At 65.1% G+C, this 21881-nt stretch carries 15 protein-coding genes; 9 read left to right on the forward strand and 6 right to left on the reverse strand.

From position 1 onward, the window contains the following. Positions 1 to 21: 21 nt before the first annotated feature. Positions 22 to 1548, reverse strand: a complete 1527-nt coding sequence (locus AC07O2_RS21905) for a methyl-accepting chemotaxis protein (RefSeq protein WP_495234382.1) — start codon at positions 1546 to 1548, stop codon at positions 22 to 24. Positions 1549 to 1765: 217 nt separating this feature from the next. On the opposite strand from AC07O2_RS21905, the gene AC07O2_RS21910 reads away from it, so the two are divergent. The 6 genes from AC07O2_RS21910 to fdhA all read left to right on the forward strand — a co-directional run bounded on the left by AC07O2_RS21910 (position 1766) and on the right by fdhA (position 6781). Then, positions 1766 to 1921, forward strand: coding sequence for a hypothetical protein (locus tag AC07O2_RS21910; protein ID WP_495098638.1), 156 nt, complete (start codon positions 1766 to 1768; stop codon positions 1919 to 1921). Between the two features lie 64 nt (positions 1922 to 1985). After that, the gene (locus AC07O2_RS21915; RefSeq protein ID WP_495098639.1) at positions 1986 to 2939 is read left to right on the forward strand and encodes a LysR substrate-binding domain-containing protein; all 954 of its coding nucleotides are present in this window, start codon (positions 1986 to 1988) and stop codon (positions 2937 to 2939) included. Positions 2940 to 2956: 17 nt separating this feature from the next. Beyond that, positions 2957 to 3844, forward strand: coding sequence for a Dyp-type peroxidase (locus tag AC07O2_RS21920; RefSeq protein ID WP_495234383.1), 888 nt, complete (start codon positions 2957 to 2959; stop codon positions 3842 to 3844). Between the two features lie 66 nt (positions 3845 to 3910). Beyond that, positions 3911 to 4834, forward strand: a complete 924-nt coding sequence (locus AC07O2_RS21925; protein WP_495234384.1) for a 4-hydroxybenzoate octaprenyltransferase — start codon at positions 3911 to 3913, stop codon at positions 4832 to 4834. Positions 4835 to 4942: 108 nt separating this feature from the next. Then, positions 4943 to 5389 (forward strand): hypothetical protein, encoded by a 447-nt coding sequence (locus tag AC07O2_RS21930; RefSeq protein ID WP_495234385.1) that lies wholly within the window; start codon positions 4943 to 4945, stop codon positions 5387 to 5389. Between the two features lie 189 nt (positions 5390 to 5578). After that, complete coding sequence (gene fdhA / locus AC07O2_RS21935) at positions 5579 to 6781, forward strand: formaldehyde dehydrogenase, glutathione-independent (protein ID WP_495098643.1); 1203 nt, start codon at positions 5579 to 5581, stop codon at positions 6779 to 6781. 84 nt (positions 6782 to 6865) lie between these two features. Here the strand turns inward: fdhA and AC07O2_RS21940 are convergent, their stop codons facing one another. Genes AC07O2_RS21940 through AC07O2_RS21950 form a run of 3 tightly spaced genes read right to left on the reverse strand, consistent with a single transcriptional unit; the run spans position 6866 to position 8501 of the window. Next, positions 6866 to 7204, reverse strand: coding sequence for a TfoX/Sxy family protein (locus AC07O2_RS21940; protein WP_495106637.1), 339 nt, complete (start codon positions 7202 to 7204; stop codon positions 6866 to 6868). 16 nt (positions 7205 to 7220) lie between these two features. Continuing rightward, entirely contained in the window at positions 7221 to 8096 is an 876-nt protein-coding gene (gene proC, locus AC07O2_RS21945; RefSeq protein ID WP_495098645.1) for a pyrroline-5-carboxylate reductase, read from the reverse strand. 27 nt (positions 8097 to 8123) lie between these two features. Next, the gene (locus AC07O2_RS21950) at positions 8124 to 8501 is read right to left on the reverse strand and encodes an FKBP-type peptidyl-prolyl cis-trans isomerase (protein ID WP_495098686.1); all 378 of its coding nucleotides are present in this window, start codon (positions 8499 to 8501) and stop codon (positions 8124 to 8126) included. Positions 8502 to 8729: 228 nt separating this feature from the next. On the opposite strand from AC07O2_RS21950, the gene gorA reads away from it, so the two are divergent. From gorA to AC07O2_RS21965, 3 genes are read left to right on the forward strand one after another with little or no spacing between them, the layout of a single operon-like run. Beyond that, positions 8730 to 10106 carry a glutathione-disulfide reductase gene (gene gorA, locus AC07O2_RS21955; protein ID WP_495234386.1) on the forward strand — a complete coding sequence of 459 codons (1377 nt, stop codon included), beginning with the start codon at positions 8730 to 8732 and terminating at the stop codon, positions 10104 to 10106. Positions 10107 to 10131: 25 nt separating this feature from the next. Continuing rightward, positions 10132 to 11625 carry an AMP nucleosidase gene (locus AC07O2_RS21960; RefSeq protein ID WP_495098647.1) on the forward strand — a complete coding sequence of 498 codons (1494 nt, stop codon included), beginning with the start codon at positions 10132 to 10134 and terminating at the stop codon, positions 11623 to 11625. 45 nt (positions 11626 to 11670) lie between these two features. Continuing rightward, positions 11671 to 12885, forward strand: a complete 1215-nt coding sequence (locus AC07O2_RS21965; protein ID WP_495234387.1) for a GGDEF domain-containing protein — start codon at positions 11671 to 11673, stop codon at positions 12883 to 12885. On the opposite strand, the gene AC07O2_RS21970 is transcribed toward AC07O2_RS21965, so the two are convergent. Then, positions 12878 to 13474 carry a DUF1003 domain-containing protein gene (locus AC07O2_RS21970; protein WP_495098649.1) on the reverse strand — a complete coding sequence of 199 codons (597 nt, stop codon included), beginning with the start codon at positions 13472 to 13474 and terminating at the stop codon, positions 12878 to 12880. The two genes, AC07O2_RS21965 and AC07O2_RS21970, sit on opposite strands and share 8 nt — an antisense overlap. Continuing rightward, complete coding sequence (locus tag AC07O2_RS21975; protein ID WP_495234388.1) at positions 13461 to 21881, reverse strand: glycoside hydrolase family 94 protein; 8421 nt, start codon at positions 21879 to 21881, stop codon at positions 13461 to 13463. Before AC07O2_RS21975 ends, AC07O2_RS21970 begins: the two co-directional genes overlap by 14 nt.

Consider the following 21881-nt stretch of genomic DNA (forward strand, 5'->3'; position numbering starts at 1 on the left):
TCGACACGCTCTAGTAAATGCCTAACCGAAGCGGAACACCGCCACGGCGTCTTTCAGATGGTCGGCCTGCTCCTTCAGGCTGCTGGCGGCTGCGGCGCTTTCTTCCACCATGGCCGCGTTCTGCTGCGTCATATGGTCCAGCTCGGCGACCGAATGGTTGATGTGCGACAGCTCCTGGCTTTGCCGTTCGGTGGAGTCCGCAACCTCCTGCAGCAGACCGGCCACGGCCTGCACGCTTTGCACCAGGTCACCGATGGAGCCGCCGGCGGCGGTGGCCAGGGTCACGCCGGCATTCACGTTCTGTACGCTGTTGGCGATCAGGCCGCGAATCTCTTGTGCAGCGGTGGCACTACGCTGCGCCAGGGTGCGCACTTCGTTGGCCACCACGGCAAAACCGCGGCCGTTCTCGCCGGCGCGTGCGGCTTCCACGGCCGCGTTCAGCGCCAGGATATTGGTCTGGAAGGCGATGCTGTCGATCACGGCGGTGATCTCGGCGATCTTGCTACTGCTGGAGGCCATTTGCTGCATGCTGGCTACGAGCTCATTCATTTGCGCGCTGCGCTGCACGGCGTTGGCACTGGCGCTCTTGGCCAGCTGGCTGGCCTGGGTGGCGTTGTGGGCGTTGTTGTGCACGGCCGAGGTCATCTGCTCCATGGTGGAGGCGGTCTTTTGCAGGGTGCCGGCCTGTTGCTCGGTGCGCACGCTGAGGTCATTGTTGGCGGAGGCGATTTCGCCCGAGCCCAGTTGCACGGCCTCGGCCGAGGTCTGGATGCTGGACAGCGTGGTACGCAGGCGCTCGCACATGCTTTCCTGGGCGCCAAACAACTGCTCCAGCTCACCCTGTACCTTGACCGTGCTGCGTGCCGTCAGGTCACCCTGGGCTACGGCATGGGCCATGCGCACGGCTTCCATCAGCGCGCGGCGGATGCCGCTGGACAGGCGCCAGGCCACCACACCGCCCACGGCGCAGGCCAGTATGCCCAGCAGCAGCATGGCGCGGATGCCGTTGGCGCGTTCCACATCGGCGGCGGCGCGGCCTTGGTCCATCTGTTCCTGCTGGTGTTGTGCCAACGTTTCCAGCAGGTCCTGGTAGGTGCGCACGGCAGGGGCGAACTTGTCGTAGAACTCCGAGCGCATGAAGTCGCTGGAGCCCGAGGCCACCGCGTCCATGAAGTCCTTGGTGGCAGCAGTAAAGTTTGTATGCGCTTTGCTGATGGGGGCCTGCGCGTCGTCGCGCTTGGCATAGGCGGCGTACAGCGCCGTGATGCGGGCCGTGCCGCTATTGAGCTCCTCCACCAGGGGCTTGAGCTTTTCCGGGTCGCTGGTGACGAGCACGCCGTTGGCCGTCAAGGCGTTGCGCCCCAGCAGTGTTTGCCATTGCCGGGCCTCGCGCTCGCGGGCTGCCAGGTTGTCGATGAGGTGGTCCGAGGTGGCGCCCAAGCGGTTCATTTGCACCCAGGCCACTCCGATGTTCAGGGCCATAAAGACTAATAGCGCAGCAAAACCGCAGGCCAACCGTCCGCTGATCGTGTTCGGAATAAGTCTCATCGATACGCCTCCAAATACATGTTATTGGCAGTCTGTTGCCGGTCGCCAGATGAAATCGTGACCCCACCCAGTGGGTATGCGGGGGCCTATTTTGAACGTATTTTTTCGGGCTTCGGGCCGATTTCAGTACCTGTGTACGAAATGGTACACAGTCTAAATCGGGCGTGAGGGTACAGGTTTTATGATGCGGCCTGTTTTTTCAATAAGTGGGGCGTGTATGCGGCGATGGATGTGGGTGGTGGCCATGGCGATGGCGTGCAGTGGCTGTGCCGTGGTGGCCGTGGCCGACGCCGTGGTGACCACCGGCGCCGTCATCGTCAAGACCGGCGTGAAAGCCACTGGCGCGGTGATTGACGCCGTGATTCCTGATTAGCTTCGCCTGTATCGCCCTGGCAAAGGGGGTGCACAGAGCCTTGGACCGGTAGACAATACAGCCCATGACCCTCACCGAACTCAAATACATCGTGGCCGTGGCCCGCGAGAAGCACTTTGGCAAGGCGGCCGATGCCTGCTTCGTGTCGCAGCCTACGCTGTCGGTGGCGATCAAGAAGCTGGAAGAAGAACTGGACGTGAAGCTCTTCGAGCGCAGCGCCAACGAGGTCACCATCACCCCGCTCGGTGAAGAGATCGTGCGCCAGGCGCAAAGCGTGCTGGAGCAGGCCGCCAACATCAAGGAAATCGCCCAGCGCGGCAAAGACCCCCTGGGCGGCGCGCTGCGCCTGGGCATCATCTACACCATTGCCCCGTATCTGCTGCCCGACCTGGTCCGGCAGGTCATCAGCCGCACGCCGCAAATGCCGTTGATGCTGCAGGAAAACTTCACCGTCAAGCTGCTGGAAATGCTGCGCATGGGCGAGATTGACTGCGCCATCATGGCCGAGCCTTTCCCCGACACCGGCCTAGCCGTGGCGTCGCTGTACGACGAGCCCTTCATGGTCGCCGTGCCCACCAGCCACCCGCTGGCGCTGCTGCCCGGCGTCACCTCCGACCAGCTCAAGGCCGAGACCATGCTGCTGCTGGGTAACGGCCATTGCTTCCGCGACCACGTGCTGGAGGTGTGCCCCGAGTTCGCTCGCTTTTCCAGCGGTGCCGAGGGCATACGCAAGAGCTTCGAGGGCTCGTCGCTGGAGACCATCAAGCACATGGTGGCCGCTGGCATGGGCATCACCCTGGTGCCGCGTCTGAGCGTGCCCAAGGCCGCCCTGGCCGCCAAGCCGCGCCGTGGCCGCGACGAGGACCCCTATGTGCGCTACCTGCCGTTCGACGGCGAGCCGCCCATGCGCCGTGTGGTGCTGGCCTGGCGCCGCAGCTTCACCCGTTACGAGGCGATTGCCGCCTTGCGCAACGCCATTTATGCCTGCGAACTGCCGGGCGTGAAACGCTTATCCTGATCTTTGTGGAGCACTTTGTGGAATTTGCACAAGCCGGCATCTTGCAAGCCGTACCCGCCCATGGGCGTTACCTGTTTTTCTCCATCCCGGCCCAAACCAGTGCAGACGCCCTGCGTGCCGCGCTGCAGCGCCTGGTGGACCAGGTCGATGGCCGCCGCGTTGTCGCCGGCCTGGGTGCCACGCTGGTGCAGGCCCTGGGGGCTGAGGTACCCGGCCTGCGGCCCATGCCCGACATGTCTGGCCACGGCGTGCAGGTGCCCAGCACGCCCGTGGCGTTGTGGTGCTGGCTGCGTGGCGCAGCGCAAGGCGAGCTGGTGCTGCAGGCCCGCGCCATCGAAAAAGCCCTGGCCCCGGCCTTCCACCTGGACCGCGTGCTCGACGGCTTCCGCCACGGCGACCCGGCTGCCGAGCATGGCCGCGACCTGACCGGCTTTGAAGACGGCACCGAAAACCCCGAGGGCGCCGAGGCCGTGGCCGCCGCGCTGCAAGAGGACGGCTCCAGCTTTGTCGCCGTGCAGCAATGGGTGCACAACCTGGACGCCTTCGACGCACTCGGCACGGACGGGCAAGACAAGGCCATGGGCCGGCGCATGTCCGACAACGAGGAGCTGGACGACGCGCCGATTTCCGCCCACGTGAAGCGCACAGCGCAAGAAAGCTTCAGCCCCGAAGCCTTTGTGCTGCGCCGCTCCATGCCCTGGGCTGTGGGCCACCAGTGCGGCCTGTTCTTCGTGGCCTTCGGCGCCACGCTGGATGCGTTCGAAGCCCAGATGCGCCGCATGGCCGGGCAGGAGGACGGCGTGGTCGATGCCACCTTCAGCTACTCCAAACCGGTTTCCGGTGCCTACCTGTGGTGCCCGCCGGTGCTACAGGGCAAGCTGGACCTGCGGCAGCTGGGCTTGTAAGTCTGTTTACTACATAAATCGTAGCTGCCAGCACAGTATTTACCTGCGCTGGCAGCCTGTTTGGCTATGAAATCTGTGCGTCTTTACCTGCAACTGATCCGCTGGGACCGTCCCGCCGGCTGGCTGCTCTTGCTCTGGCCCACCCTCAGCGCGCTGTGGGTGGCGGCGGGGGGCTTCCCGGGCTGGCATCTGCTGGCGGTGTTCACCCTGGGCACCATCCTGATGCGCAGCGCGGGCTGCTGCGTCAACGACGTGGCCGACCGCGAGTTCGACAAGCACGTGAAGCGCACGGCCCAGCGGCCGGTGACCAGTGGCGCGCTGTCGGTGGGGGCTGCGCTGCGCTTTGGCGCGCTGCTGGCCATCGCCGCGTTTGCGCTGGTGCTGACCACCAATGCGGTCACGGTGGTCTGGTCGTTTGCCGCGCTGGCCGTGGCCCTGGTCTATCCGTATGCCAAGCGCTATGTGTCCATGCCGCAGGCCGTCCTGGGCGTGGCTTTCAGCTTCGGTATCCCGATGGCGTTTTCTGCCGTGCGGGGCGGGCCGGCCTGGCAGGTGTTCAGCGCCGCCGGCTGGGCCGGCTTCAGCCTGGCGGCCTGGTGGCAGAGCGTGCCGCCGCTGGCCTGGGTCTTGTTGCTGGGCAACCTGTTCTGGGTGCTGGCCTACGACACCGAATACGCCATGGTCGACCGCGACGACGACCTGAAGATCGGCATGAAGACATCGGCCATCACCCTGGGCCGCTTCGACGTGGCGGGCGTCATGGCCTTTTACGCAATTTACTTGCTGATTTGGCTGCTGGCGCTTGAACCGTATGTGCAAGGTGCTATTTTTTACCTAGCAATCGGGGTGGCGGCGCTGCAGGCGCTATGGCACTGGACCCTGGTCCGCAGCCGCCAGCGCGATGGCTGCTTCAAGGCCTTCCGCCTGAACCACTGGGTCGGGTTTGCGGTGTTTGTCGGCGTGGCCGGCGGCAGCTACGCTTTCGGCTGAGCCTTCTTCTTCGGTTTCGCTTTGGGCTGTGGTTTTGGCTTGGGTTCGGGCAGCGCGTGGGCCGTGACCTGCAATTCGAGCGAGCAGGACTTCCAGTACTGCAAAAAAATGGCCGCCGATTGGGGCGCCAAGACCGGCAACACGTTGCAGCTGCGGAGCATTCCCCAGTCGTCCAGCGACATCCTGGGCCTGTTTCGCCAGATGTTTGCGGCCAAGGCTGACAAGCTCGATGCGCTGCAGATCGATGTGGTTTGGCCCGGCATTCTGAAAGACCAATTGCTTGACCTCGGGCCCTATACCAACGGCGTGGAAAAGAACTGCTTCCCCTCCATGGTGGCCAACAACACGGTCAACGGCAAGCTGCTGGCCCTACCCTGGCTGACCGATGCCGGCGTGATGTTCTACCGCAAGGACCTGCCGGCCAAGTACAACGAAGTCTCGGCCGCGTTCTGGAGCGCCACGCACGAGGTGCTGTCGGGCAAGGCCACGGGCGCGGCCAGCCTGCAGAAGCTGGAAGGCCGGATCGATGCCATCCGCCGCGGGCCCAGCTGGTAAGGCCTCGCGCTAAGAACGTGAACACGTTCTTACGAAAACTTACCGGCGCATGGACCTAACTGGCCGATTGGTGTCGCAATTTGGCCAGAGCCACCATTCCTCCGCACTACGATGGGGCACGCGTCTGTCCGCAGGGCAGATGGCGTATCCATATTCACGTGTGTATGAAGAACAAAGGAGACAAACGCTATGTCAGATAACCGAGGTGTTGTGTACCTGGGGCAAAACCAGGTCGAGGTGCAATCCATACCCTTCCCCAAGCTCATCAACCCGTTGGGCCAGAAGGCCGAGCACGGGGTGATTTTGAAAGTGCTGTCCACCAATATCTGCGGCTCCGACCAGCATATGGTGCGCGGCCGCACCACTGCCATGTCCGGCCTGGTGCTGGGCCATGAAATCACCGGGGAAGTGCTGGAGGTGGGCCGCGACGTGGAGACCCTCAAGAAGGGCGACCTGGTGTCCGTGCCCTTCAACGTGGCCTGCGGCCGCTGCCGCACTTGCAAGGAGCAGCACACCGGCGTCTGCCTCAGCGTGAACCCCTCGCGCGCCGGTGGTGCTTACGGCTATGTGGACATGGGTGGCTGGATCGGCGGCCAGGCCGAGTACGTCATGGTGCCCTACGCCGACTTCAACCTGCTGAAGTTCCCTGACCGCGATCGCGCCCTGGCCAAGATCCGGGACCTGACCTGTCTGTCCGACATCCTGCCCACCGGCTACCACGGCGCGGTGACCGCCGGCGTGGGCCCGGGCAGCACGGTTTATGTGGCCGGTGCCGGCCCGGTCGGCCTGGCTGCTGCCGCATCTGCACGCCTGCTGGGTGCTGCCGTGGTCATCGTCGGAGACGTGAACCCGGCCCGCCTGGTGCATGCGCGCAAGGTCGGTTTTGAAACCGTCGATTTGTCGCAGGACGTGAGCCTGGCCGACCAGATCGCCGCCATCCTGGGCACGCCCGAGGTGGACAGCGCTGTGGATGCCGTCGGCTTCGAAGCCCGCGGCCACGGCCACGCCGGATCGCAAGGCGAAGCGCCCGCCACCGTGCTGAATTCGCTGATGGAGATCACCCGCGCGGCCGGAAAAATCGGCATCCCCGGCCTGTACGTGACGGACGATCCGGGCGGTGTCGACAAGGCCGCCAAGAGCGGCGCCCTCAGCCTGCGCTTCGGCCTGGGCTGGGCCAAGTCGCACAGCTTCCACACCGGCCAGACCCCGGTGATGAAGTACAACCGCGCGCTGATGCAAGCCATCCTGTGGGACCGCATCCACATCGCCGACATCGTTGGCGTGCAGGTCATCTCGCTGGACGACGCGCCCAAAGGCTACGCCGAGTTCGACGCGGGTGCGCCCAAGAAGTTTGTGATAGACCCGCACCAGCAGCTGCGCATGGCGGCTTGAGTCGGTTTGTGAGGTTGGGGTGAAATAGGCTGCTAGCGCAGGTACTACCTACGCTAGCAGCTATTTTTTATGTAGCAATCGGTTTCAGGCCTTGGGCTTACGCGGCTTGGCTGGCTTGGGTTCGGGCAGCGCATCGGCCGTGGTGCGCACCAGCTGGCACAGCCATTCGCGTTCGTCCCAGGCGTCGGGCGTGATCAGCAGGTAGGGCTTGGCGCCAGGGTAGGGGAAGCCTTCGGTGGGCGCGGGAATCAGGCCACGGCCCTCTGGGGTGGGCTTGAGGAAGAGCTGGTCGTCGCAGACAAAGCCCACCGGTTTGCCGGCCAGGTAGATGCAGTACTCGCCGAACATCTTGCGGGCCGTGACGGGGCCCGCAGTGGTCAGCTGGTCCAGCAGGAAGTCGATCGTGCTTTGCTGCGTGGCCATGGCGCGGTGGGCTGGTTTACTCGCCGAACTCGTCGCCCAACTCGTGGGCGCGGTGTTGCGCGGCCTGCATGGCGCGGATGAAGTGCGCTTTCACCTCGCTCTGGTCCATGGAGGTGGTGGCAGCAAAAGTGGTGCCGCCCTTGGAGGTGACGCGCTGGCGCAGGATTTCGGGCGGCTCGTTGGACGCATGGGCCAGGGCCGACGCGCCATAGAAGGTGCCCACGGCCAGCTTGTGGGCCTGGGCGCGGCTCAGACCCATGTCGGCGCCAGCCTGGATCATGGCTTCGATGAAATAGAACACATAGGCCGGGCCGGAGCCAGACAGGGCGGTGACCGCGTCCAGCTGGGTTTCGTCGCCCACCCACAGGCTTTCACCGGTGGCGGCCAGCACTTTTTCGATGACATGGCGGTCGCTGTCGGTCACGGCGTCTCGGGCGAACAGGGCGGTCATGCCCTTGCCGATCAGCGCGGGCGTATTGGGCATGGCACGCACGATGCGTTCGCTGTCCAGCCAGCGGGCGATGCTGCTGCTGCGGATGCCGGCGGCCACGCTGAGGTGCAGGGCCTGCTTGGTGTGGAAGCGGGCTTGCAGGGCAGCGTCCTTGAACACCTGGGGTTTGACGGCCCAGACCACGGTGCGGGCGCTGGCCAGTGCGGGGCCGGGCATTTCATGGGCCACCACGGCGAAGTCGGCCAGCAGTTTGTTGCGGGCTTCCTCCCAGGGCTCGACGACCACGATGTGGTTCGCCGGCACGCCTTTTTTGATCAGCCCGCCGATGATGGCGCTGGCCATGTTGCCGCCGCCAATGAAGGCGATGTGCTCATGCGCAGCGGTGCTGCCACGGGGGTCGGAGGTGGAGGTTGTGTCTTGCGTGGCCAGGGAGGGTGCCATGGTGGGTCCAAAAATCCAGAGAGAAATTTACTTGCCGTTGATGGCCAGCAGCTCGACTTCAAATTGCAGCGTGGCGTTGGGCGGAATGACGCCGCCGGCGCCACGTTCACCGTAGGCGATGCTGGCCGGGCAGGTCAGTTTGGCCTTGCCGCCGACCTTGATGCGCTGCACGCCTTCGGTCCAGCATTTGATGACGCCATTGAGCGGGAATTCGATGGGTTCGCCGCGTTTATAGGAGCTGTCGAATTCCTTGCCGTCCAGGAAGGTGCCACGGTAATGGACCTTGACCTTGTCACTGGCCGTGGGGCTGGCGCCGGTGCCGTCCTTGAGCGAGCGGAACACCAGGCCACTGGATGTGACGACGGCGCCGGGCTCTTTGGCAGCATCGGCGGCGTCTGTTGCCATGGCGCTGAAAGTGCTGCTGACCAGCAGGCAGAAGGCGGCGGTACACAGGGGGAATTTCACAGATAACCTTTGGGTAGAGCGTAGAGGCTGCCATTATTGCGATTTATGCGTGGCCGGGTCGCCATGTTTCATTAAAAAAGGTAATGGCGTAGTAAGCGCTTGTTTCGGAAGCTATTTTTTTTATAGCAAAATGCGGCTTTACACACCGCAGCAACAGGAGTCTCTGGAATGTCTGCATTCGCATTTGATCTATTGGTGGTGGGCGGTGGCAGCGGCGGTGTACGGGCCGCGCGCATGGCGGCCCAGCGCGGTGCGCGGGTGGCGTTGGTGGAGGCCGGGGCCTTGGGCGGTACCTGCGTCAACGTGGGCTGCATTCCCAAAAAACTCTACAGCTATGCGGCCCACTATGCAGAGTCCTTTGAAGAGGCTGCCGGCTTTGGCTGGCAGGTAGAGCGGCCAAGTTTCGATTGGGGTCTGTTGAAGAGCCGGCGCGCAGCAGAAATCAGCCGCCTGAATGGCGTGTACCGCCAGCTGCTGGTGGGTGCGGGCGTGACGCTGTTGACCGGCTGGGCCACGCTGGTGGACGCGCATACCGTGCAGGTCGGCGACCAGCGCTACAGCGCCCAGAACATCCTGCTGGCGACTGGCGGCACACCTACCGTGCCCTCGGTGCCGGGCGCCGAGCACGCCGTGGTGTCGGACGCGATGTTCGACCTGGACCCGTTCCCGCAGCGCCTGCTGGTGGTCGGCGGGGGCTACATCGCTTGTGAGTTTGCTTCCATCTTCAACGGCCTGGGTGCACAGGTGACCCAGGTGTACCGAGGCCAGCAGCCGCTACGCGGTTTTGATGACGATGTGCGTGCATTCCTGGCGCAGGAGGTGCGCAAGGCCGGTGTGGATCTGCGCCTGGGGACAGAGGTGGCCAGCATTCTGCGCACCGCCGCAGGCCTGGAAGTGCGCCTGGGGAATGGCGACACGCTGACGGTGGACCAGGTGCTGTACGCCATAGGCCGGGTGCCGAATGTGCAGAACATGGGCCTGGAGGTTGTGGGCGTGGCGCAGGCACCTGACGGTGCAGTGCTGGTGGATGCGCGTTACCAGACCTCGGTTCCGTCGATCTACGCGCTGGGCGACGTGACGGCGCGCGTGCAGCTCACGCCGGTGGCGCTGGGCGAGGCCATGGCACTGGTAGACCATTTGCTCGGCCCCAAGGCCGGCAAGGCTGCGCGGCAGATGGACTACGACTTGATTCCCACTGCCGTGTTCACCCACCCCAACATCGGCACCGTGGGCCTGACGGAGGCCGACGCGCGCAAGAAGTTCGGCCGGGTCAGCATCTACCGCAGCGAGTTCAAGGCGCTCAAGCACACGCTGAGCGGCAGCACCGAGCGCACGCTGATGAAGCTGGTGGTGGACGATGCGACCGACCGCGTGGTGGGCTTGCACATGGTGGGCGCGGACGCAGGCGAAGTGGTGCAGGGCTTTGCCGTGGCCATGAAGGCCGGTGCGACCAAGGCTGTGTTCGACAGCACCATCGGCATCCACCCCACCGCCGCTGAAGAGTTTGTCACCATGCGTGAGCCTGTTATCGCCCTTTCTTCTTGACCTTGTTGCGTTGCACAATAGCCCCATGCCCTATCTGCCCCCTTTCATCGCCCCGACCCGTTTCACCGACCCGGATGCTGCACTGGCGCAGGTCCAGCGGATTTATGACCAGCAGATCGACCATCTGCGCCAGGCCATGCAGCGCTTTGTGGCGGGCGAGACACTGCCCGGCCATGTGCGGGCCTGCTACCCGTTTGTGCGTCTGCACACCGAGACCGTGGCGCGCGCCCATGTGCTGGAAAGCGCCCATCTGAGCTACGGCTTCGTGGCCGGCCCGGGCCGCTTCGAGACCACGTTGACGCGCCCCGACCTGTACCGCAGCTATTACCTGGAGCAGTTCCGCCTGCTGCTGCAAAACCACCGCGTCGAGCTGGAGATCGGTACCAGTGCCTTGCCAATTCCGGTGCATTTCTCGTTTGCCGAGCATGACCATGTGGAAGGTCATATGGACGCTGCACGCCGCATGCTGATGCGTGATGTGTTCGACCTGCCCGATCTGGCCGCCATGGACGACGGCATTGCCAACGGCACCTACGAGCCCAAGGCTGGCGACCCGCTGCCGCTATCGCTGTTCACCGCGCCGCGCGTGGATTATTCGCTGCACCGCCTGCGCCACTACACCGGCACCGGGCCCGAGCATTTCCAGAACTTCGTGCTGTTCACCAACTACCAGTTCTACATTGACGAATTCGTGCGCATGGGCCATGCGGCCATGGCCGACCCGAACAGCGAGTATTGCGCCTTTGTCGAGCCCGGCAACGTGATCACGCGCCGCGTGGGCCTGGCGGCCGAGGCCGTGGATGCACTGGGCGCCGCGCCGCCGCGCCTGCCGCAGATGCCGGCCTACCACTTGGTGCGCTCGGACAACGCGGGCATCACCATGGTGAACATCGGCGTCGGCCCGGCGAATGCCAAGAACATTACCGACCACATCGCCGTGCTGCGTCCCCATGCCTGGATCATGGTCGGCCACTGCGCCGGCTTGCGCAACAGCCAGCAGCTGGGCGACTACGTGCTGGCCCACGGCTATGTGCGCGAAGACCATGTGCTGGACGAAGAACTGCCGCTGTGGGTGCCGATCCCGGCGCTGGCCGAAATCCAGCAGGCGCTGGAACAGGCCGTGGCCGACGTCACCCAGGTGCAAGGCGTGGCGCTGAAGAACATCATGCGCACCGGCACCGTGGCCAGCACCGACAACCGCAACTGGGAGCTGCTGCCGAACAACCAGCCGCAGCGCCGCTTCAGCCAGAGCCGCGCCGTGGCGCTGGACATGGAAAGCGCCACCATCGCCGCCAATGGCTTCCGCTTCCGCGTGCCCTACGGCACCTTGCTGTGCGTGAGCGACAAGCCTTTGCACGGCGAGATCAAGCTGCCCGGCATGGCCAACCATTTCTATCGCGAACGGGTGGACCAGCATCTGCGCATCGGCATCCGCGCCATCGAGCTGCTGCGCGCCCAGGGGCTGGAGCAGTTGCACAGCCGCAAGCTGCGCAGCTTCGCCGAGGTGGCGTTCCAGTAGGCGCGCTGCAGTGGCCCGGCTACTTACCACTCTATTCGTAACGCGATGCAGTTAGACATACCCACTCTGCTGGTGCTGGCCACCGTCAACCTGTTTGTGCTGTCCCTGGCCTTGCTGGCCTTGATGGGCCGGCATACCACGCCGCCCACGCGCTGCGCGCAGATGGCGGTTGCGACGCATATGCTGGGCGGGGTGTTGGCGATTGCGGCGTCATACAGCTGGCAGACCGTATGGGGCACCTTGGCGATTGCCGTGTTCGGCTGCGGACAGTGGCTACTGCACCGGGCGCTGGGCGGCTGGCTGGGGCACCGCGCACGGCTCAGCCCGACCCGCAGGCGGCCGCGCCGGCGTGGCCCACAAGACTGGCTGAGCTACCGTTGGGCCACCCGCTGCATGCTGGTGCTGGTGCTGGCCGTACCTGTGGGTTATGCCTTGGGCTGGGACAACCCGCGTTTCCAAATGGGCTGGTCGCACGTAGGCCTGGCGGCCATGCTGCTGGTGGTGGCGCGTGCCACCCTGTTCCCTCTGCGCGCTGCGGGGCGGGATTGGCGTTGGCTGCTGTGTGCCTGCCTGATGGGCATGGCTATGCTGTTGCTGGCGCGCGCGGCGGCGGGTGAGCTCCTGGCCGAGCAGGTGCTGCAGTTGTTCAACCTGCTGCTGGCACTGGCCGTGAATGTGGTGTCCTTGGTGGCTACTCTGGCCCTGTTGGCGGCCTGGCGAGACGAGGCCAAGGCCCGTTTGCGTAGTCTGGCCATGACCGACGGCCTGACCGGCCTGCTGAACCGCCGGGGCTGGCAGGAGCGCGCTGAAAGCATGTTCGCCAACGCCCAGCGCTACCAGCAGCCACTGACCCTGATGATGCTGGACATAGACCATTTCAAGCGCATCAACGACACCCATGGCCATGAGGTGGGCGACCTGGCCTTGAAGCTGTTTGCACGCCTGTTGCGTGAAAGCCGGCGCACCGGTGATTTGGTGGGCCGGCTGGGTGGTGAAGAGTTTTGCATCGTGCTGGCCAATACCCATAAATCTGCCAGCATCGGCTTTGAGCAGCGTCTGCGCAGCGTGCTGGTCCTGCGGGCCGAGCAGGAGTTGGGCTTTCCCCTGGACTTCAGCGGCGGCGTGGCCGTGCTGAAGGAGGGCGATGGCACGTTGACCGGTCTGCTGGCCCGCGCCGATGCCGCGCTCTACGAGGCCAAGCGCCAGGGTCGAGGTCGTGTGCTGCAGTCCGAGGGCGGGCTAGGACAAACGGTTATTTAGACCGAGGGGCGCTTGGTGGCGGGGCCAGGGCGGCGGCAGCTTCGGGGTTCTTCTCGATCAGGTGCGTCAGCAGTTCCAGTTGCTGCTTCTGGATGGCCAACAGTTCACCCCACTGGCCTTGGCGCAACAGGTCTATCTTTTCATGCAGCAGCATGATTTCCAGTTCAGCCTTCAGATTCACCTCGTAGTCGTGCTCGGCATGCAGACGGTCCTTCACGGCTTGCCGGTTTTGCGACATCAGGATGATCGGTGCCTGTATGGAGGCCAGCATGGACAGCACCAGGTTCAACAAGATGAACGGATAGGGGTCGAATACCGCGTTGTAGTGGGTCAACAGCAAGGTATTCATCACAACCCACACCACCAGCACGGCCCCAAATAGGCCAATGAAGGCCCAGGACCCGCCAAAGCGGGCCACTGCATCGGCCGCTCTTGCGCCTAGAGAGGCGTCTTCGTCCAGGTCGATGGCCGTGTTGCGGGCGATGTGCTTGTGTTCAGCGATGTGGCGTGCAACCTTTTCGGCTTGCAGGTCCTTGGCCTGGCTGGGCTGGCGGGGCCGCTTGGGGGAGGTAGAGTCAGGTGTTTTCATGGGGTGCCTCCAGGGGAATGACAAAGCAGGGGGCTCCTGCCAGGGTGCTCCATGGCAGTGCCTCACCGGGTAGCAGTAAACGCGCATCCGCACGCCCCGCGCTGGCCAGCGCGGTATCCACTGGTGCGCGGACCAGGATGAAGCGCATCTCCAGCGTTTCCCGGCGCAGCAGCAGTTCGGCCCGGGGCCAGTGCGTGGGCAGGCAGGGCTGGAAGCACAGGCTATGGGCCCCTTGCTGCAGGCCGAAAATCGACTCGATTGCGGCGCGGTGCATCCAGGCGGCTGACCCGGTGTACCAGCTCCAGCCGCCACGCCCCACATAGGGCGCATGGGTGTAGACGTCACCGGCCATCACATAGGGCTCGATGCCATAGACGGCATTTTGTGCCGGCTTGCTTGCCCGGTGTGCCGGGTTCAGATAGCAGAAATAGCGGTAAGCGGTGTCTCCATCGGCGGCCTTGCCCTGGGCTTGTTGCGTGGCATAGGCTGCCTGGGCCATCACCGCCCACGCGCCAGCGTGGGAGTACTGCCCGCCGTTTTCACGTACACCCGGCGGGTAGGCCTGGATGTAGCCGGCGCTTGGCACCGCATGGGCCAGGGGCGGGTCCAGCAGGCGGACGAGCCCTGCTGCCGAGTCCACCAGATGCTGTTCCACCGCAGCCAGGGCCATGCGTTGCAGAGCGGGTGCGGCGGCGCCGGACAGTACCGCCCAGGCCTGGGCAATCAGGTCGATCTTCGCTTCGGGATTGGCGTCGGAGCCCAGGGGTTCGCCATTGTCGAAAAAGGCGCGTTTGAACCAGCGTCCATCCCAGGCGGGGCCGCTGAGCGCCGTTTTCCAGCCCTCGGCAGCCTGCGTCCAGCGTTGGGCTCTGGCGCTGTCTCCGCGTTGGGCGGCAATCGGTGCGAAGCCTGCGACCACTTGGCACAGAAACCAGCCCAGCCATACCGATTCGCCCTGGCCCGCAATGCCGACGCGGTTCATGCCGTCGTTCCAGTCGCCACTGCCCATCAGTGGCAAACCGTGGATGCCCACGGCCAGACTGCGGTCGATGGTGCGTGCTGCATGCTCGTACACCGTGGCGCTGTCCTTGCCGATGGTGGGGGTGTAGTAGGCATCTTCCGCGCCTTCGGGGATGGCCGCGCCTTCCAGGAAGGGCAGGCTGTGTTCCAGCAGGCTGGCGTCACCCGTGGCCCGCAGGTAGTGCAGGCAGGCGTGGGGCAGCCACAGCAGGTCGTCCGAGAAATGGGTGCGCACGCCTGCACCGCCAGGGTTGTGCCACCAATGCTGCACGTCCCCCTGCGGGAACTGGCGCGCCGCGCACTCGATGATCTGCGCGCGTAGCATCTTGGGTGCGGCCCAGGCCAGGGCCATGGCGTCCTGCAGCTGGTCGCGGAACCCGGTGGCGCCACCGGCCTGGTAGAAGGCGGCCTTGGCCCACATGCGACAGGCCACGGTCTGGTACAGCAGCCAGCGGTTCACCATGGCGTCGAACAGCGGGTCGGGTGTGCTTACCGTGGTGGTTCCCAGCAGGCGGTCCCAGTGCTGCTTGGCTTCTGCCAGGCGTTGCTGTGCAGGCAGGCCCGCGGCACTGGTGGCCAGCTGCTGCGCGGCTTCCGGGCTGTCCGCATAGCCCAGCAGGAATACCCGTTCGTCGGCCTCGCCCGCAGGCAGCTCAAGCATGCTGGCCATGGCGGCGCAGGGGTCCAGCCCGCCACCGCTGCGTTGGTTGAAATGGTCTGGTATGACCAGGCGGCCCCGGGCATCGAAGCATTCGCGCCGGTCGCAAGTCCAGTCGTCGGCATCTCCATCGGTACCAGCCAGGGCCAGGAAGGCGGTTCCGTTGCCAAAGCCGGCAGAACGCTCGGCCTGGGTGCACAGCAGGGCCGTCACACTCTGCTGTTGATCGGCCAAAGGAATATGCGCGTGCAGCGTGTGGGTACTGCTGCGGTCGCTGCGGTTGGCACCCATCATCCATTCCGCCACACCTATCACACGCAGCTGGGCGGTGCGCAGGCCCCGATTGCGGATATGCAACCGTATCTGCTTGACCGAGCTGTGGATGTCCACGCACCAGCTGGTGGTGACATCGATATCGCCGTGGCGGTGTCGGATGCTGCTGTGGCCTTGCCCGTGGGATATTTGGTAACCGACATCGGCTCCGCCGCAGCCGTGCGGGGCCACATTCCAGATTTCCTGGGTCTTGCAGTCCTGCAACAGAAACCATTCTGCGGGCGGATCGGCCACCGGGTCGTTGGACCAGGCAGTGAGCTGGTTCATACGGCTATTGCGTGCCCAGGTGGTGCCGCCTCCGGCTTCTGTCAGTTGGCAGCCAAATGTCGGGTTGGCCAGCAGATTGGTCCAGGGTCTTATCGGACGCTTTTGGGGGCTGACATCGAAGTGAAAATCTCCAGAGTCCGCATCGAAGCGACCTGTGGGGGCTGCAGGCGTAGTGCCCGGGCTGGTGGCGACCGGAATGGCCACGGTGGCGGTGTTTTGCCTGTCCTCCAGTGCAGCCTCATGCAGTGCCGCCCATGCCTGCACATGGTGTACCAGGGGGCGGCCATCGGCGCGCAAATGCAGGCGGGCCAGCGCATGCAAGGTGTTGAGTTCGTCAGCCGAGAGTTCTTCCGAACGCAGCAGGTAAAAACCAGTGGGGGTGGATTCTGCGCTGCTGTCGGCCAGGTGGCGGTCATGCAGCATGCCGATCTCGCGGTGCAGCTCCATCTGGTAGGACGCGGGCTCGGTATTCACCACCACCAGGTCACATCCCAGGCCGCCCCAGGACCAGACCCGCAAGGCCTGGGCCAGTGCCCGTAGCAGGCCCAGGCCTTCTGCAGCGCCGGCGGTGACCAGCAGGATCGGCCGGTCTCCCGAAATGTCCAGGCGCCACAGCAGGCGCTTGTCGCATACGCCCAGGCTGGGTGCCCGGGTGGTGCTGCGCCCCATGCGTGTCAGGTTGAGCAGCAGCGGGGTGGTCATGGTCTGGATCGCGGCCAGGTTGTCAGGCGACAGACCCAGCATGCGCAGGCGGATGCCGGTCAGGGTGTCCGACATCAGCGAAGCCCGTTGCACATTGCTGTGCTGGCGGTATTTGTCTATCACCGCCCCCAGGGTGGCTCCTGAGTCCGAGGCAGCGGTGGCAAAGGTGATGCGCGCCTTGCCCTGCGGGGTGATACGCAGGCGCACAGCCAGCGCGCTGACCGGGTCCAGCCCGGTGTGCAGTGGGCCGGAGGCCGTGGGTCGCGCGTCCATGGCTGCACGGGGTTGGCTGGCGTCCTGGTTACGGCCCCGCCACTGCTGCCGGTCGGTCTGGATGCGTATGTCTATTACCTGGGGATCGGTATCGACTAGAAAGTGGGCCGCCTGCAGCGCCTGCTCCGTGGGCAGGCGTGGTGTGCGCTGGAACAGCAGCGCCTGGTCTTCGTCTTCCCATTGCGCCTGTACGAACAGGTTGGCGAATGCGGGGTGGGCTTCGTCTGCGCGTGCATCACTCAAGGTGACTTCGAAGGCTGACAGCAGCTCGATCTCCAGCGGACGTTCGCCCAGGTTGCGCACTTCGACCTGGCGGAATTCGATGTCGTCCTCGGGGCTGACCCATACTGTGGTGTGGGTCTGCAGCCCGGGCCAACTGGCGTCGAAGCAGACCCGGTCGGCGTGGAAGGTGCTTTGGTAGTGCGCTGCCGGGTCGGGCGCTGGATGCTGGGTGATGGACACCGGCTGGGCTTGCCCGCTCCAGCGCAGGTAGAAGAAATGGCCAAAGGCGTCACGCAGCGCGTCGTCGCGCCAGCGGGTGATGCCGGTGGTGCGCCAGCGGCTCCAGCCAGCGCCATTCGCCCGTAGTGCCACGTGGTAGTGCCCGTTGGATAGCAAGTGGGTGGGCTCCAGTGCCGTGGCACCGGGTATGAGTTCGCGCAGCAGGTTGGGGTGGCGATTCTGCATGTCCGTTGCGGCAGGGCGTGCGGGCGGGGTATGCAGCAGTGCTACTTCGCGCGGCGGGCTTTCGTGCAGCAGAGACGCAACGGCTTCGATATGCACATTCGCCATGCCCCAGCGTTGCGCCGGACCGTCCAGCAGTACATTGGCCAGGGCCACGATCGTCATGCCCTGGTGGTGGGCCATGAAGGTTGCCACGGGGGCGAACACTGCATTGTCAGACTGCCGTTCTGGCGTGTAGTCAAGTGCCTCGATAAAACCATAGCGGCCGCTCGCCTTGATTGTGTCGAGTGCTTTTAAATTGATAGCGGATCGGTGGGGTGAAATCTGTGCAGCCAAGGCGCTGGCATAGGGTGCGATGACCAGCTCGTCGGGTGGCGTGCGGCGCAGCGCCAAGCGTGGCACGCCCTGCGGTGCGTACTGGTAGGCCAGGGTGTAGTCGCGTCCGGCATAGGCCGACTCGGAGATGCCCCAGGGCACTTTGCGGCTCTTGGCGAAGGCGATTTGCTCGTGCAGCGCGCCGTGGCAGGCCTCTTGCAGCACACTGCCCGGGGGCTCGTTCAGCACCAGGGTGGGCATTAGGTACTCGAACATGGAGCCGGACCAGGAACGCAGACAGGTGTCCGTGCCCACGGCGAAGAACGGCCGGCCCAGCGAGGCCCAGTGGCGCACCGGCACATCACCCTTGGCAATGGCCAACAGGCTGGTCAACCGGGATTCGGACGCCAGTAGATCGTAGAAGCCGGCGTCCAGCTGCTGCTCGGCGACCCGGTAGCCGATGTGCAGCAAATGCCGCCTGCGGTGGTACAGAAAGCGGTAGTCCGGCGCCCAGGCTAGCGCCTCGAAGGCCAGTGCCAGCGCCTGCAGACGATGGGCTGCAGGGTGGCTGCTGGCTTCGGCCTGTGTGTCCCGTGCGGCCGACATGCGTGCGGCCCGGTGGTCGGCCAACTGCCATTGCAGCTGTTGGCGCAGCGCCGGTGACAGGGTGGTGCGTGCGGTCAGCAAGGGCATCAGGCGCTGGCGTAATTGCTGCAGGGCGGCCTGAGCCGCACTGGCGTCGTAGGGGGCGGTTGCCAGTTCCTGGCAGGCTTGGGCGACTGCCAGCAGATGGCCGCTCAGGTTGCCGCTGTCCACGGTGGAGATATAGGTTGGCAGCAGGGCCGCGCAGTTTTGCGTGTCGTACCAGTTCAGGAAGTGGCCGCGATGGCGTGGCAGGCGTTGCAGGGTGGCCAGCGTGGCCTCCATGCGCTCCAGCAGGTCCTGGGTGCCGATCCAGCCGAACTGGCGTGCGCAGGCCACGCTGAGCAGGTACAGGCCGATGTTGGTGGGCGAGGTGCGGTGGGCCACCATGTCGTGGGGCAGCACCTGCAGATTATCCGGTGGCAGGAAGTTGTCCTCCGGCCCGACACAGCGCTCGAAGAAGCGCCAGGTGGCGCGCGCAGTGCTTTCCAGAATGGCGCGGTCTTTGGTGGGCAGCACCGCATCGCGGCGTGGCGGGTGTGGCGTGCTGGCCCACCAGGTCCATATTGGGGAGGCCGCCCAGAGTGCGCACAGGCACAGGCTCAACACCGGATAAGGCGTGCCAATGGCTAACAGCGCACCGGCCAGCAACGCGGCCAATGCGGGGACGCGCCAGTGGGTGCGCAGCAAGCCCGGCAGATCGGTACTGGCCAGTGACTGTGCGGTGGCGGCCGTGGTCCATTGCAGTAAATGGCGGCGGCTGAAGACCATGCGGTACAGCGCCCGCGCGATGGCGTCCAGATTCAGCATGGCTTGCGCCAGCAGTTGGGCCAGATGCCACAGCCCACCCCAGCAGGCGCGCGCCAGGTCCGCGCCGGCATGGCGGTAAAAGTGTTGTTTGGCCAGGTCGTCACGGCTGGGCGATAGCCCGGCAATGGCTCCCATCAGCGGGCCAGCAGCAAACGCAGCGATGACCAGTGCCAGCGTCCACCCGGGCGGTATGCTGCCGGTGGCCAGGGCCAGTAGCAGCAGGCCCAGCGACATGGGAGCCACCAGTGAACGGCGCAGGTTGTCGAACATCTTCCACAGGTGGATGGGGCGCAGGTGGAACTGCCGTGGCCGCAGCAGAAACGGCAGCAGTTGCCAGTCGCCCCGCATCCAGCGGTGCACGCGGGAGGCGGCCACGTCGGCGTGGAAGGGTGCGTCTTCGATCAGCGTGATATCGCTGACGGTCGCGCAGCGCACCATCGAGCCTTCGAGCAGGTCGTGGCTGAGCACGGCGCCCTCGGGCAGGCGACGGGCCAGCACGGCATGCAGGGCGCGCACCACCAGCAGGCCTTTGCCGGTGAACGTGCCTTCGGCAAACACATCCTGGTAGATCTCGGACGAGGCCGCGCTGTAGGGGTCGATGCCGCATTGCCCGGCAAACAGCCAGTGGTAGAGCGTGAAGTCCTTGGTGGCGGGCAGCGGCGTGGACACCCGCGGCTGCAAGATGCCATAGCCACTGGCGATACGCCGGCCGGTGGCATCCAGCTGCGGCTGGTTGTAGGGGTGGGCGGCCACGCCGACCAGGTCGCGCAGGCGGCCCGGGGGGAGCTGGGTGTCGCTGTCCAACGTGAGGATGTAGGGTGTATCGGCTGCAATGCGCGATGCCTCGCCCCATTCGATGAAGGCCTGGCGCTCGCCAGTGGCCATGGCTTCTACCAGCAACTCCAGCTTGCCGCGTTTGCGTTCCCAGCCTATCCAGCGTTGCTCGGTTTCACTGAAGCTGCGTTCCCGGTGCAGAAGAATGAAGCGGGGTGCTTCTCCCGCTGTGACGGGGTAGCGCAGGTTGAGCATGGCCAGCTGCTCTATTGCCAGCTGTACCAATGCGTTGTCGGACGGCAGGTGTTCGGCGTCTGCATCGGCGTAGTCGCTTAACAACGCGAACTGCGCCTGGGCTTCCGGGTTGGCGATATGGTGCAAATGCAGCCTGCGTACCAGGGCCATCACGGAGGCGGCATCGGTCAGCAGTGCCGGGATGACCACCAACACGCGGTGCTCTGCTGGAATTCCGTCCACCAGGCCCATGCGCGGTAGCGGCCTGGGGTGCGCGGACTCGCTGACCAGGCGGTTGATGACCGCCACGATGGCCTCGGACGCAGGCCAGACCATCAATGCGGCTGCCAGCCACATCCAGCCACCAATGTTGTGGGTGCTGAGCGCGGCTACATGCGGCCGTTGCAGCAGCCAGGCTACGACGCCGGCACTGCCTAGCAGCAGCGACAGCAGATATACCGGCAAGGCCGAGCGCTGCCGCAGCTTGCGCCAGAGTTCCGATGCCTGCTCCTGCAGGCCCAGGCCCAGAGCTTGGGACAGTGTGGGGCGGCCAGCACCACGCATCCAGTAGCTGGCGACCGTGCTGGTGGCGTGCGGGTCTGCTGACTTGCGCATCAGGCCCAGCAGGGTTTGGGCCACGGCAGCTTCACTGCGGCCGCTGTGCCGTGCCAGGCGCTCGATGCCGTGCAGTGTCTGGTCGCGCGTGCTGGTGTGCTCGGCTTCGAAGGCGGCAGAAGTCAGCATGATTTGCATCAGCACGCTGGCCTGGGCGATGATGTCCGGCCAGTCGGCATCGCCAATCGCACGCAACGACTTGACGGCGTTGCTGACACTCAGGTTGTCGGCGGCCTGGTCGGCATTGTGCTGGGTGTGGGCCGCTGCGGCATCCGGCAGCGCATGCTCCAGCCAGCTGGTGCACGCCCCGTCGTCACTGCCTTGGCGCTCCTGTATGCGCAGTGCCATCTGGGCCAGAAATACGCGGCCAACACCCCGTTGGTTCAGCAAGTGCAGCAAGCTGTCCAGGGTCTGCGGGGTGTAGCGCTCGAGCTTGTCGCAGCACAGATTGGCCACTTCACGTGCTGCCTTGTTGGTGGCAACGCGCTCGGCCAGACGGCGCAGGTTTTCCACCAGCACCACACGCAAGGTGGTGGGCAGGGCCCAGATTTCGGCCAGATACAGTTCGCGGCTCTCCTGGTAGGCAGTGAGGTACTGCTGCAGCAGGGCTTCATTGAATGCCCCATCGGTGTGGGCAACGAAGGCCCAGGCCACGCCGTAGATCCGCGGCAGGCCCGCCAGCGGCTCATCTTCCAGAATGGGCAGCGTGCGGAAGTAGCTGCGCGGCAGACCCGTGCGGATTTCTTCTAGCTGGGCCTCGATCAGGTGAAAGTTGTCCAGCAGCCACTCGGCAGCGGGACTGATGTCATACCCCGTGGCGGCCTGTGCGCCGATGTAGCGGTGGGCTTCCTGCAGCGTGTGGATGTTGTCGCGCAGGCGGGGGAAGAAATTGCCGGCCCGCAGGCTGGGTCGGCTGGCGCGGTGGGTGGCACCCAGGCTGTGGCCGTGCTGCGCGAAGCGCTGCAGACCGAAGATTTCCGAGCGGATGGGAGCCAGCACCGGCCCACGCGCCTTGTCCAGCATCTGGCACACCCCCGATGGTGCATCGGGTACCAGTTGCTGCAGCTCTGCGATAGACAT

It is taken from the genome of Rhodoferax sp. GW821-FHT10B06, from assembly GCF_059415605.1.